The 13,694-nt window shown below is 58.1% G+C and carries 8 protein-coding genes; 6 read left to right on the forward strand and 2 right to left on the reverse strand.

Annotation, left to right across the window (positions count from 1 at the left end; translation table 11 throughout):
* Window positions 1-1,369: 1,369 nt before the first annotated feature.
* The 5 genes from XH92_RS08145 (at window position 1,370) to XH92_RS08160 (ending at window position 8,023) form a co-directional block, all read left to right on the forward strand.
* On the forward strand, window positions 1,370-4,468 hold the full coding sequence (locus tag XH92_RS08145; RefSeq protein WP_194458757.1) for an efflux RND transporter permease subunit: 3,099 nt from the start codon (window positions 1,370-1,372) through the stop codon (window positions 4,466-4,468).
* A 45-nt stretch (window positions 4,469-4,513) separates the two neighbouring features.
* On the forward strand, window positions 4,514-4,900 hold the full coding sequence (locus XH92_RS08150; RefSeq protein WP_194458758.1) for a hypothetical protein: 387 nt from the start codon (window positions 4,514-4,516) through the stop codon (window positions 4,898-4,900).
* Window positions 4,901-5,248: 348 nt separating this feature from the next.
* The gene (locus XH92_RS42925) at window positions 5,249-5,719 is read left to right on the forward strand and encodes a hypothetical protein (protein ID WP_246788322.1); all 471 of its coding nucleotides are present in this window, start codon (window positions 5,249-5,251) and stop codon (window positions 5,717-5,719) included.
* Window positions 5,720-5,773: 54 nt separating this feature from the next.
* The gene (locus XH92_RS42930) at window positions 5,774-6,277 is read left to right on the forward strand and encodes a hypothetical protein (RefSeq protein ID WP_246788325.1); all 504 of its coding nucleotides are present in this window, start codon (window positions 5,774-5,776) and stop codon (window positions 6,275-6,277) included.
* A gap of 603 nt (window positions 6,278-6,880) precedes the next feature.
* Window positions 6,881-8,023 (forward strand): MFS transporter, encoded by a 1,143-nt coding sequence (locus XH92_RS08160; protein WP_210345544.1) that lies wholly within the window; start codon window positions 6,881-6,883, stop codon window positions 8,021-8,023.
* Between the two features lie 250 nt (window positions 8,024-8,273).
* Here XH92_RS08160 and XH92_RS08165 read toward each other — a convergent pair whose 3' ends face one another.
* Window positions 8,274-9,317: a GDP-L-fucose synthase gene (locus tag XH92_RS08165; RefSeq protein ID WP_194458759.1), complete on the reverse strand. Its 1,044-nt coding sequence runs from the start codon at window positions 9,315-9,317 to the stop codon at window positions 8,274-8,276.
* A complete protein-coding gene (gmd, locus tag XH92_RS08170) occupies window positions 9,298-10,383 on the reverse strand; it encodes a GDP-mannose 4,6-dehydratase (RefSeq protein ID WP_194458760.1) in 1,086 nt (361 codons plus the stop codon). Before gmd ends, XH92_RS08165 begins: the two co-directional genes overlap by 20 nt.
* A gap of 1,457 nt (window positions 10,384-11,840) precedes the next feature.
* Here gmd and glmS point away from each other — a divergent pair.
* Entirely contained in the window at window positions 11,841-13,667 is a 1,827-nt protein-coding gene (gene glmS, locus XH92_RS08175; RefSeq protein ID WP_194461170.1) for a glutamine--fructose-6-phosphate transaminase (isomerizing), read from the forward strand.
* The last annotated feature ends 27 nt before the right edge of the window (window positions 13,668-13,694 follow it).

Consider the following 13,694-nt stretch of genomic DNA (forward strand, 5'->3'; position numbering starts at 1 on the left):
CCGTGGTCGCCCGGCGATGACTGGTTTTAGGGGTAAAGCCGACACGGCGAATTACGAGTAGGCGCCCTGGCGCCGATACAGATCCGTCTTCAATTCTTGCGGCGAGGACGGGACAAAGTCGTGATCGTCGGGTTTGCAACAGACCGGACGCGGCATCCTGACAATGCGCCGCGCATGCAGGCGTGTGGTCTTTGTGTGGCTGAACCGGAGTTGCCTCCCAGAGCCAGCCGGTATCATTGCAAAGGCTGCAGCGCGGTGAGGCAATGATGAATCCTCCCCGACACCATGAAGGAGCGAATGCCGCACCTTACCTTCGGCAGTTGGCAAGATTACTCAATTTCGACGATCGCATCTGCGCAACCCAGATCGCCTTTTGCTCAATGCGTTTGGTGTGGGCTCGATGCGTTTTGTGTGGGGGGCTGCATCTTACGGATCAGCGGCGTCAGGCGTTGTGGAGATCGGCGGCCGAGCCCTTTTCGAAGCCGTGGTCGACCTTGCCGACTTAAATCATCTCGTCACCCCCACGCCGGCCAGCATAGATGTCGTCCTATTCATTGCCGTCCAGCGCAAAGCCTTCAATGACGCGAGAGCATATTTCTTCTGCACGCGGACTCTCTGAGTCAATCCTGTGCATGTCGGCTTTTCCAGACCCATCGTGTGGACGGACGAGATACTTCGAGATGAGATTTGCATCGTGCCTCGTGGAAAACGAGTGTCGCAAGCGACTGATTCCGAGTCGACCTAGGGATGATGACAATGAAGAAGAAGCTTGAGTGGCACACGGCCGCGTACGAGACTGGCCCGTCGCCCGACTCGTCTGGGGGAATACCGTGGAAGTTTGAGTCGGACCGAGAACAAACCTTGGTATAGGCTTTGCAGCCCATGCGATATCACCCGCTTACCTTTGTAGAGTTGAGCATCCGTCAGGTTGTCCATACTTTCGATTTCAAAGCTGAATCATTCGATCGAACGGGTCGAAGCCTTGAACCGACGCGATTCAATTCACCTAGACGGTTTTGCGCTCCATTCAGACTTGAGCACGAGAGTAAATGGAAACACGTGAGCCCACCTCCACATCCTGAGGCGGACCTCAGGCTGATTACGCGCAAAGAAAGACTTGGGTCTTTATCTTGCGAAGGCGCTCCCTATTCGAGATCGCGCTCAGCCAAGCGGGGTCGGCGTCCGTTATAAGCAGCGAGGATGGAAGAAGCGGAAGGCTGAGCCTCTGCTTGGGAACATACGAGCCTTTAGAGCGGCCGCTTTAGTTTCCCTCATAGCAGGGGTCTGGCCGCAGTTGCCGCTTTAATGACGATGGCCGCCGCGCGACTTGCTAGCGAGTTTGCGTCACCCTCTTTGAATGCGAGTCGAGATGACATTTACAGAGCTTTTCATCAAGCGTCCGGTTTTATCTATCGTCGTCAGTTTCCTAATCTTGCTGATCGGCCTTCGCGCGGCCGCTGTTCTGCCAATCCGGCAGTATCCCAAACTGTCTAATACGGTCGTCAATATCACGACCTCCTATCCTGGCGCCTCCGCCGACATGATCCAGGGGTTCATCACCACTCCTCTGGAGCAGGCGGTCGCTTCCGCAGAGGGCGTCGACTATGTCACTTCCTTATCTGTGCTCGGTGCCTCGACGATCCAAGTCTACATCAAGCTCAATTTCGATCCCAACGAGGCACTCACCGAGGTGCTGTCCAAGGTCAATTCAGTCAAATCTCTAATCCCGAAGGAATCGAACGATCCGGTCGTCACTAAGTCAACCGGTCAGGCTACCGCTGTCATGTACGTCGCCTTCTCCAGCGAGGAACTGACGGCCAGCGCGATCTCAGACTATCTCTCGCGCGTCGTGCAACCGGTTATGTCGACCGTCGACGGCGTCGCGGCGGCAGACATCCTGGGCAGCCAGAGTTTTGCGATGCGGCTATGGCTCGATGCTGCGAAAATGGCGGGACACGGCGTGTCGCCGGCAGATGTTTCGGCTGCAATCGCCGCCAACAACTTCCAGGCCGCGGCCGGCCAGACCAAGGGCTATTTCACTATCTCCGACGTCACGACAAACACCGACCTGCGGAGTGTCGATGACTTCAAGCGCATGGTCGTCAAAGCCAATGACGGCGGCTTTGTACGCATGGAGGACATTGCGGCAGTCGAGCTTGCCGCGCAGACCACAGACGTCAGCGTCTCCATGAACGGCGAGCACGCCGTCTTCGTCGGCGTCCAGGCGAGCCCCCAGGGCAATCCGCTAAACATAGTGCGAGGTATTCGGGCGCTGTTTCCAGAAATGGAGCGTAACCTGCCGCCGGCACTGAAGATGAAAGTAGCCTACGATTCCACCAAATTCATTCAATCGTCGATCGATGAAGTGGAGAAGACGCTCATTGAGGCTGTCGTGATAGTGGTGGTGGTCATCTTCCTATTCCTGGCCTCGCTGCGGTCGGTCGTCATTCCTGTCGTTACCATTCCGTTGTCGCTCGTCGGTGTCTGCAGCATGATGCTGGCGCTGGGGTTTTCATTCAATCTCCTTACCCTCCTTGCGATGGTGCTCGCGATCGGTCTCGTAGTCGACGATGCGATCGTCGTGGTGGAGAACGTTCATCGCCATCTGGAAGAAGGTGCGCCGCCCCTCCAGGCTGCTACCAGAGGCGCACGCGAGATAGTGGGCCCCATTGTCTCCATGACGATTACGTTGGCCGCCGTATACGCGCCCATCGGTTTTCTCGGGGGGCTCACCGGTGCGCTGTTCCGCGAGTTCGCGTTTACGCTGGCGGGTGCGGTGATCGTGTCGGGCGTGATCGCTTTGACGCTGTCGCCGATGATGTGCTCGGTCTGCCTGAAGAGCGCTGAGGAGGGGCGGTTTGCAGGAGTTGTGAACCGCGTGTTCGGCGCCACGACACGCTGGTACGGACGCAAGCTCGACCGCTCGCTCGATTATCGCCCGATTACCGGGCTGTTCGCACTGACCATGCTGGGTCTCGTCGGTTTTCTCTATATGCACACTTCCAAGGAACTCGCGCCGGAGGAGGATCAAGGGATCGTATTTGCGCTAACCAAGGCGCCGAAATACGCCAATATCGACTACCTCGACTATTACGGCGCCAAGCTCGAAAAGGCGTTTCAGAAGTTTCCCGAGACCGATTTGAGCTTCGTGCTCAACGGCACTAGCGGCTCGCGGGGAGGGATGGCCGGCATGTTGCTCAAGCCTTGGGATGAGCGCAAGCGATCATCGATCGCGCTAAAGTCCTTTGTCCAGGTCGAGCTGTCCAAAATCGAAGGTATTAACGCATTTGCTTTTAGCCTGCCGCCGCTTCCGGGAGGCACGGACGGGCTACCAGTGCAGATGGTGATCAATTCGACGCTAGGTTTCCAATCCGTCTATGAGCAGATGTCGAACCTGAAGGATGCCGCGCGCAAGAGCGGTCTGTTCATGGTCAGCGATTCTGACCTCGAGTTCAATCAGCCCGTGGTACGAATCAAGGTCGATCGATCGAAGGCCAACGATCTTGGCATCACCATGCAGAATATCGGTAACGCGCTCGCCACCCTACTTGGCGGAAACTACGTCAATCACTTCAATCTGCAAGGCCGTTCGTACCAAGTGATTCCGCAGGTGCCCCGCGAGAAACGCCTGGCCCCGGAAGCGATCGGAAACTATTATGTGAAGACTGCAAAAGGTTCGATGCTTCCGCTATCTACCGTAGTCTCGGTGGAGACTGCGACAGATCCAAACGCACTAACGCACTACAACCAGCTCAACTGCGCGACTTTTCAAGCCGTGCCGATGCCCGGCGTCACGATCGGTCAGGCCGTGGACTTCCTGGAAGCGCAGGCAAAGAAACTGCCCGCCGGCTTCAGCCACGACTTCCTTGCCGACGCCCGGCAATATGTGCACGAGGGTAACCAATTGGCCATCACCTTCGCGTTTGCCCTGATCGTCATATTCTTGGTGCTTGCGGCGCAGTTTGAAAGTCTGCGCGATCCCCTCGTTATTATGGTCAGCGTGCCGATGGCAATCGTCGGCGCCTTGATACCGCTATTTTTGGGCTGGGCGACGATCAACATCTACACCCAGGTCGGACTGCTGACGCTGGTCGGGTTGATTTCCAAGCATGGCATCCTGATGGTTGAGTTCGCCAATGAACTGCAGTTCAAGGAGCGACTTGACCGTCGCTCGGCTATAGAGATGGCGGCGCGCGTCCGCTTGCGTCCAATCTTGATGACGACGGCGGCGATGGTCACGGGCCTCATACCCTTGTTGACCGCAACGGGAGCTGGCGCCGCGAGTCGCTTTTCGATCGGTCTGGTGCTCGTCGCTGGCATGTCTATCGGCACGCTCTTCACTCTCTTCGTGCTGCCGGCGGTCTATGTCGCGATCGCGTCCGATCACCGAGCTGACGCGAGCGCCGGTCACGCGAAGAACGGAACCGAGGTTGAACTCACCGGCGCTGCCCAGCTGGCCAAACAATAACGATTAATCAATCCGCGTTCGCTCGATTGCGCTCCGGATAGGGCATTGTTCGCCGATCGCGGTGATTTCATCGGCTCGAAATTCACGAGGGTAGCGAAGGATGATGTCCGCCTGCTGCGCCTGTGTCGACCCATCTTCGCCCGAGGTGAAGGACTGCACTGCCAAAGATACGGCCGCTTCATGATGCCGGTGTGGTCCGCGATGGAACCTGGGACGGCTCATGTTTCTCGTGTAACGAGATCTTCGCCACATGCTGCCCAGCTTGGCGAGCGTCAGGCGCCCGGCGAAGAGCTTGTCGACGCTGAAAAGGTGATGTTGCTATTATCCCAACGGTTCTGGAGCGAAATTGCTTTACCCCCGTCTGAGCGCGTCGCATTGCTAGTTGAAAACGACGACCTCTGGCTTGCAATGGCCTTAGGGCTTAGTTGCTGACAGTTCAAGTCTACTGGGACCGTTCGGAATTGGTCGTCAGGAGCCTTGCATCTACGACCGCCGCAGTCATGGCTTCGATACGAAAACCAGCGACCGACAAGCCGAAAAATAGACTGACACGTATTAGCTGAGTGATCGCGGTCGGGTAGGGGAAGTCCAACGCAGCTTCATACAACCGAAGTCGATAATAAGAGAAACTAGCGCGCTTGGCCACGGCCAAAAGCCAATGTGAAGGCCGCCGGAGCTGTGAAGCGAGGACGGAATCTGCCGCAATCCTGATGACCAATGTCCACGTCTGATTCGCTGAGGTGTGATCGGACGCCCTCCGGACTGGGAAAGTTAAGGAAAATGCCTGCGTTTGATGGTGCTATGTTGTTTTTGGGGGCAACAACTTGTTTTGCGGCCTTTGTAAATGGAGCTATTGGCTACGGATTTTCGTCGCTCACTGTACCCCTTGCGCTGGTGTTCTACACCAATCGCATTCTCGATCCGGCCATTGTTATCATCGAAGTCTTCGTCAACGTTTACGTCCTCGTCATCAATCTGAAGGGTGCCGGCGGTTTGGAGACGAGTGTTTCCCATCTTGCTTGGGCTCTTGCCAGGCATTGCGCTCGGGGGCTATGCGTTGGCCCCACTGCAGCCGGGGTGGATCAAATTCGCCACGTACACGATCATTTTGCCCCTGATCCTGTTGCAAGCCGCGGGTTGGCGCCGCCCTATCGAAGCAAGCTGGCTGATCGGTCTGCCATTCGGGTCGATGCTGGGCATCCTCTATTCGGTGACAACTATCTCCGGCCCGCCTTTGGCCATGCTGTTTAACAACCAGGGCCTGGTCAAAAACGAATTTCGCGCCGGCCTGGCCTGGTTCGCGGAGTGGAATCGAGCGCGACTGCCTTTGTCTATTACAAGCTCGGCCATTTCATTTCCGAAAGCGGCAGCTTACTTTATGCCTTTATACCCAGTGTTTTACCCGGCATCCCGCTGGGATCCTACGTCATTCGGCGGCTTGATCCGGAGATGTTTCGACGCGTTTGCATGAGCTTTGATGCTTGGATCGTGGGATTCGGTCTGTCACGGGTGTTGATCGAGCTCGATCTTGTGCAGAACGCCTGGGCTTACAGCGTGATGACGGCGACAATACTGATCGATTTTTGCTTGCTATTACTCATTCTTTACCACGCACAGTCCGGCCTGGTCAGAGCGACAGTCGCGGCGCTCCGCGGATATAAGCGCTTGAGGGCTGCCGGCGACCGGCTCACTATCGAACGGGCGCGCTTCCTGGATCTTAACCAGATAGCCAAGGTAATTGATGACAGCACGCGACGCCGATGCTGCCCTTTTTGGCGCCAACATGAATGGCAGGGAAGATTTGGTTGATTGCTCCATGACAACCCAGCGCTCCGACGCTGGGAATTTGAAATCGCAGCTCTGATTTTCCGTCACGTTCGGATGATCTGCCGCGATCCGATGCCCCGATGTAGTAGAAGCTCCCCGCGGTCAGGTCCGGTCCTCCATGAATGTTCGTTGTATTGAGCTCAGGCGTAGCGCAGCGCCTTTGCTTTTACGAGAGCTTCCAGACTGACAGCAAATGCTGCCGGGGAGCTGACGGCCGTGTTCGCGCGAGCTGTGGTATTCTTCTCGAAGTACACGCAAGGTCCGGGTGGTGTCGGCTTTGTGTGCTTTGCGACAAAGCCAACTCGAGCTGTTGCGCCTCTGACCGTCGGAACAAGCAAAGACTAGCCTCCTTCGTACGGCTAGCCTATCCGAGAAAGATAGGCCAAACCGGTGTCCGGGGCTTGACGATCATTCCGCATTGACGCTTGCCCTCTGGGGTGACTCGAGTTTTTGCGATGGCATCGCATTTGCAGGGATAAAAAATGTCAACGTGAGGCCATCATCGTCGAGCTGCGGACCGCTTGCAGGCGGCGCACACAGGATGAGGGGCGCGGCGCTCACCAGCCCATTCTCTCAGGAGAGCCTGTGATATCATTTGCCAATTGGGCTGCCGGCCTGCTTGGGACGCGGCTTGCGTTTTTTGTTGCCGGATTTGGCCTCGCGGCGTGGGCGCCTTTGGTGCCGCTCGCCAAGGAGCGGCTCGCGGTAGATGACCGCATGCTTGGTCTTCTGCTGCTCTGCCTCGGAATGGGATCCGTTCTCGCTATGCTTTTGACCAGCGTGTCGAATGCGCGATACGGCAGCAAGCCCATTATCTTCGTGGGTGGACTCGGCCTCACGCTTATCCTGCCGTGGCTTGCTATCGCCGGAACACCTCTTGCGCTCGGCGCCACGCTGTTTGCGTTCGGCGTTTCACTGGGTGCGATCGATGTAGCCATGAACATCTATGCGATTGAACTGGAGCGCGCCACCGGCCGCCCATTGATGTCCGGCTTCCATGCCCATTACAGCATCGGCGAATTCACCGGCTCTGCTGCCGTGACTGTGTTCCTTTCGCTTCAGCTTGGTCCGCTTTCTTCGACGTTAGTCTGTTCGACGTTTATGATGATCGCGATTGTGTCGGCCTGGCCGCGGTTGACCGCGACTAGTGTAAGGCAGCGGGGGCCTGTGTTTGTCTTGCCCCATCGCAGTGTGGTGCTAATAGCTGCGCTGGCGGCTATTACGTTTCTTGTCGAAGGTGCAATGCTTGATTGGAGCGCTTTGCTTCTCGTTGGGCAAGATCTTCTCGTTGAGGCGCATGGAGGTCTTGGCTGTATGCTCTTCGCCATCGCGATGACTGCGGGACGTCTCGGCGGAGATGCCGTGGTGGAGCGAATCGGCGACCGTGCCACATTGATGCTCGGAACTCTACCAATCATGATAGGCTTCCTGGCTGTGGTCGCCGCGCCGGTTGCGGTGATTGCCATGGCGGGTTTCCTTCTTATTGGATTGGGTATTTCAAATGTTGTACCTGTACTGTGTCGCCGCGCCGGCAAACAGAAGGTGATGCCGGTAGGCGTTGCGATCGCGGTCATCACGACAGCTGGCTACGCGGGTATACTGATGGGTCCCGCCAGCATCGGGCTCGTCGCACACATGACCGGCTTGCCTTTTGCGTTCGGCATGTTAGGCGCGCTCATGTGCATCGTCACGCTGTCGGCGCGGATGGTTATGGCCGACCCTCGCTAGGCCGCCGATCGAGAGGAAAGGCACACCGGCACGTTTCGAGCCAATGATCGGCTGCGGCGCCGGCGTTCAAGGCTGAGAGTCGATCAGCTCTCAACCTGATAGCAGTAAAACGGTACGTCTCGATCACAACCGTTCCTCTGTTCCTGCGAGTTGGCTCGCTGAACCGTAGCTAGGATGTGCGTGTCACTTGGATGATCGAGCGTCCAACCGAGCGCTGCTGACGAAGAGCGTTGGGCAACGCGCGGCAAAGTTAATCGTCACGCGAGCGACGGGGCCAGCTAGGGGATACCCGCGCACGGATCCTCGGATGGGCCTGCTTACGCCACTTGTCGGGGATAAGCAGTGCCGTCCATTTGCTGTCGGCGAGATATGCCCGATACGCTAGCTGAATGCCATCTTCCAGCGAGGTCTGGGCACGCCAGCCGAGCCCGGCCAGACGACTGATGTCGAGCAGCTTGCGCGGCGTGCCGTCCGGGCGCGACGTGTCGAAGCTGATCTCACCGCGAAAACCGACGGCGGCCGCGACCATGAGTGCGGACTCGGCGATGGTGATGTCCTCGCCGGTGCCGATATTGACCAGTTCGGGCGAGGAATAGGTCTTCATCAGGTGGATGCAGGCGTCGGCGAGATCGTCGACATAGAGGAATTCGCGGCGCGGCGTGCCGGTGCCCCACACCACGACATTGCCGGCGCCGAAGACCTTGGCCTCGTGGAAACGGCGGATCAGCGCGGCGACGACGTGGCTGTATTCGGGATGATAATTGTCGCCGGGACCGTAGAGATTGGTCGGCATCACGCTGATGAAATCGGCGCCATACTGGCTGCGATAGGCCTCGGCCATCTTGATGCCGGCGATCTTGGCGATCGCATAGGGCTCGTTGGTCGGCTCCAGCGGGCCGGTCAGCATCGAATCCTCGCGCAGCGGCTGCGGCGCCAGCCGCGGATAGATGCAGGAGGAGCCGAAGAACATCAGCTTCTCGCATCCATTGGCATGCGCCGCCTGGATCACGTTGCTCGAGATCGCCAGATTGTCGTAGAGGAATTCCGCCCGCAGCGTGTTGTTGGCGACGATGCCGCCGACCTTGGCGGCGGCAAGGAACACGGCCTGCGGCCGCTTCGCGGCAAACCAGGCATTCACCGCGGCCTGGTCGCGCAGGTCGACCTCGCTGCGCGACACCGTCAGCAACTCGGCCCCTTCGCGCGCCAGCCGGCGCATCAGCGCCGAGCCGACCATGCCGCGATGGCCGGCAACGAAGACCGTCTTGCCCTTCAGTTCAAACGCCGTGCTTGCCATTGGCCGCATCCTGCCTGGCTTCGACGAGATCGCTGGCGACCATTTCCTTCACCAGTTGCGCGAACGGCGTCTTCGGCGCCCAGCCGAGCTTGGCGCGCGCCTTGCTGGCGTCGCCAATCAGAAGATCGACCTCGGTCGGGCGGAAATAGGCCGGGTCGATCTGCACCAGCGTATTGCCGGACGCCTTGTCGACGCCGACCTCCTCGACGCCCTTGCCGCGCCATTCGATGCTGCGGCCGACTTCCGCAAATGCCAGCTCGACGAACTCACGGACCGAGCGCGTCTCGCCGGTCGCGAGCACGAAGTCGCCGGGCTCGTCCACCTGCAGGATCTTGTGCATACCCTCAACATAGTCGCGGGCGTGACCCCAGTCGCGCTTGGCATCGAGATTGCCGAGAAAGAGCTTGTTCTCCAGGCCGACCTCGATGCGGGCGACGGCGCGGGTGATCTTGCGCGTCACGAAGGTCTCGCCGCGGATCGGGCTCTCGTGGTTGAACAGGATGCCGTTGCTCGCGAACATGCCATAGGCCTCGCGGTAGTTCACCGTGATCCAGTAGCCGTAGAGTTTGGCGACGCCATAGGGCGAGCGCGGGTAGAATGGCGTGGTCTCCTTCTGCGGCACCTCTTGCACGAGCCCGTAAAGCTCCGAGGTCGAGGCCTGGTAGAACCGCGTCTCCTTTTCCATGCCGAGGATGCGGATCGCCTCCAGCAGCCGCAGCACGCCGATCGCGTCGGCGTTGGCGGTGTATTCCGGGCTCTCGAAACTGACCTGGACGTGGCTCTGGGCGGCGAGGTTATAGATCTCGGTCGGCCGGATCTGCTGCACCAGGCGGATCAGATTGGTCGAATCCGTCATGTCGCCGTAGTGCATCAGGAACGGCACGTTGCCGGCATGCGGATCCTGGTAGAGATGGTCGACGCGCGCGGTGTTGAACGAGGACGACCGGCGCTTGATCCCGTGCACGGTGTAGCCGAGACCGAGCAGATATTCGGCGAGATACGCGCCGTCCTGCCCGGTAGCGCCGGTGATCAGCGCAACGCGCCGCTTTGAATCCTGAGCCGCCATGGTTTCTCTTAGTTCTGCCGGAACGAGGGCGCCCTTTCGAAACGCGATTTGCGAAGCGCTTTCTCGATCTAGATGCGCAAGCGCGCACCATCCGCAATAAGGGAAAAGCGATCGTTACTCTAGTCATACACTTCACATGGAAATGCGCACTATATACATTGATTTATTCTCGACTGTACCATTCAGATTCAAGAAAAGAACGTCAGCTAACACACGCGACCCGCCTGACACCCCGCGATGATCCTAAGCAAACGAGCTGAACGAAAACGCCGCACACGCAGCCCAGTTAGACGCGCTGCTCCAGCGATGTTTCCTGTGAGATAGATGCCGACGGTCTGTGTTCCCTATCCATCTCCAGGTACATGCTGTATCCATTTTGCGTGGTGCGCCACGGTCGAATAGAGCGATGTGCTGAGGTGCGGTTGTCGTCGCATTTATTGGGAATGACGGCATGCAAGCCAGCGCGCAGTGAAGCTGCACACCAATCTCGTGTTCTACAAAGCGCCGAACCTAAGAGTCCGAATAGAGCACGTAATCTGGTCAATAGGGGCATCGACCTCTGCGCTTCTGCCAATAGTGCAGCTCGCGTAGGAAGTGGACGGTAGACGCAAGACGAAATGATGAAGAATAGCAAACGTCGGTATAGTTCTTCGAACGTTTCGATATCGAAAGCTTACGTTCGTACAATAGGGTGTTCGATGCCAATCGTATAGCTTACATCCGAGTATGATGAGCGTCTTAAGCCGGCACGAACACAGGACAATACATACTAGAGCGGCTGCGTAAACACACCGACACCCAGCCATGTGGAGAGTGCCGTGAGGCTGCATCCTTCTGTCCAATGGGGCGCGGTCGGTGCAAGCCTCTCGTGGAGACCCTCGGTGAGGTGCGGGGACTCAGTGCTCCCACACTAGCTGCTAACCGGATCGGCCGTATCGCCGCTCGTTTCTCGGAAGTTTGAGCTGAAGAGCCATGAATGGCTCATCAGCGACGATGAGCCAAATAAGACATGACGTTTTACTGTGAGACAACTGGTCTGTCGATCTGGTTCAAATGTCCTCAATCTATGAAGCCTGCCGCCCTGCGCGATATATCCTCGCACCAGGCTTATTGCGACGCCGGTCGTTATCGTCGCCATCGAGCAACAGATCTGTTTGTGCCAGGGTTAGATGCCGCACCAAGCCGCGCAAGCGTGCCTGCATATAGAGCCCACCTCGAAGCAGTCACGCCATTCGCAGCCGCATCGCAGTTTGTACTCGATAGCGGACAACCAAAGGCGGAGCGTGGCTGGGCGAGGCGATGGTTGAAAAAACCGAACTCACGCCTGTGAATGCGACGGTGACAGGCAACTGCATCAAATTCAAAACTCGATACCCATTCCCAATTGGGCGCGAATTTCGTGAAAATGCTCCTTTAGGGGACGTTTGGCTTCTCGAACTTGGGCTGCACTGATCGATATGTGTGGAATAGTAGGCATCTTGGGACGTGGTCCGGTCGCTGGGCAATTGGTCGCTTCGCTCAGACGATTGGAATATCGGGGCTATGACTCCGCGGGCGTCGCGACGCTCGAAGGTCTCCGTATCGAGCGCCGGCGCGCTGAAGGTAAGCTGAGAAACCTTGAGGAGCGGCTGCGCGATTATCCGCCGTCGGGTCATAGCGGTATTGGTCACACTCGCTGGGCGACGCATGGAAAACCGACCGAGAGCAATGCTCACCCGCACGCAACGGAAAATGTGGCGGTCGTTCATAACGGGATCATCGAGAATTTCCGCGAACTGCGGGACGAACTGGAGCGAAATGGAGCTCATTTCAGCTCAGAGACTGACACCGAGGTGGTGGCGCATCTCGTCGAATCGTACCTCAAGAATGGCTACTCGCCGCAGGATGCGGTACAAGCCTCGCTGCCACGACTACGCGGAGCTTTCGCTCTGGCACTCCTGTTCAAAGGCCATGAGGATCTTTTGATCGGCGCGCGCAAGGGGTCGCCCCTTGCGATCGGGCATGGTACCGGCGAGGTTTATCTGGGATCTGACGCGATCGCACTCGCACCCTTGACCGATGCCATCACCTATCTTGAAGACGGCGACTGGGCCGTGCTTACCCGCACGATCTGCATGATCTATGGCGCAGACGGGACTGTCGTCCATCGGGAAACATCAAAGTCTGGCGTGTCGTCACTCCTGGTGGACAAGGCGAACTACCGTCACTTCATGGCCAAGGAAATCCACGAGCAGCCGACAGCGGTCGGGCAGACATTGGCGCATTATCTCGATATGGCGGCCGAGCGCATAGCCCTGCCGCTCACACTACCGTTCGACTTTAACTTCATTCAGCGCATCTCAATTACGGCGTGCGGCACGGCAAGCTATGCCGGTTATATCGCCAAATACTGGTTCGAGCGGCTGGCGCGCCTGCCTGTCGAAATCGATGTTGCGTCCGAGTTCCGCTACAGGGAGGCGCCTCTGCGCCACGGTGATCTCGCGATCGTCATCTCGCAGTCGGGGGAAACTGCCGACACGCTGGCTGCGTTGCGCTATGCCAAGAGCCAGGGCCTGCACACGATATCCGTGGTCAACGTCCCGACGTCGACGATCGCGCGCGAGAGCGAATCCGTGCTGCCGACACTGGCCGGTCCAGAAATCGGCGTCGCCTCCACCAAGGCATTCGTCTGCCAGCTGGCGGTGATGGCGGCGGTTGCCGTCGCAGCAGGCAGGGAGCGCGGCATACTGTCCGAGATCGATGAATCGAAGCTCGTACGCGAGCTCATCGAAGTGCCTCGGCTGATTGCTGCGGCGCTGTTGGTCGAACCACAGATCGAGAAGCTCGCGCGTGATATCGCAAAGTCGAGCGACGTGCTCTATCTCGGCCGAGGCACATCGGCGCCCCTGGCGTTAGAAGGCGCGCTCAAGTTGAAGGAAATCTCCTATATCCACTCGGAAGGTTATGCCGCCGGCGAGCTCAAGCACGGACCAATCGCATTAATCGATGAGACCGTGCCCGTGGTGGTGATAGCGCCTTACGACGACGTCTTCGAGAAAACAGTCTCGAACATGCAAGAAGTCGCCGCTCGAGGCGGCAACATTATTTTGATCACCGATGCGAAGGGCGCTTCGGACGCGACGGTGGATACGCTCATGACCATTGTGTTGCCAAACATGGCTGCAAGCTTTACGCCCATGGTTTATGCCATCGCGGTGCAACTGCTAGCCTATCATACCGCCGTGGTTATGGGGACGGACGTGGATCAACCGCGTAATCTTGCAAAATCGGTCACTGTTGAATAGACGCCGCAGGAACGTCGACGTGCTCTC

The sequence above is a fragment of the Bradyrhizobium sp. CCBAU 53421 genome, assembly GCF_015291625.1.
Lineage (GTDB): Bacteria > Pseudomonadota > Alphaproteobacteria > Rhizobiales > Xanthobacteraceae > Bradyrhizobium.

Coding starts and splice junctions, on each gene's coding strand:
- XH92_RS08145 (WP_194458757.1), top strand. CDS start 1,370: ATGACATTTACAGAGCTTTTCATCAAGCGTCCGGTTTTATCTATCGTC.
- XH92_RS42925 (WP_246788322.1), top strand. CDS start 5,249: ATGCCTGCGTTTGATGGTGCTATGTTGTTTTTGGGGGCAACAACTTGT.
- XH92_RS08165 (WP_194458759.1), bottom strand. CDS start 9,317: ATGGCAAGCACGGCGTTTGAACTGAAGGGCAAGACGGTCTTCGTTGCC.
- gmd (WP_194458760.1), bottom strand. CDS start 10,383: ATGGCGGCTCAGGATTCAAAGCGGCGCGTTGCGCTGATCACCGGCGCT.
- glmS (WP_194461170.1), top strand. CDS start 11,841: ATGTGTGGAATAGTAGGCATCTTGGGACGTGGTCCGGTCGCTGGGCAA.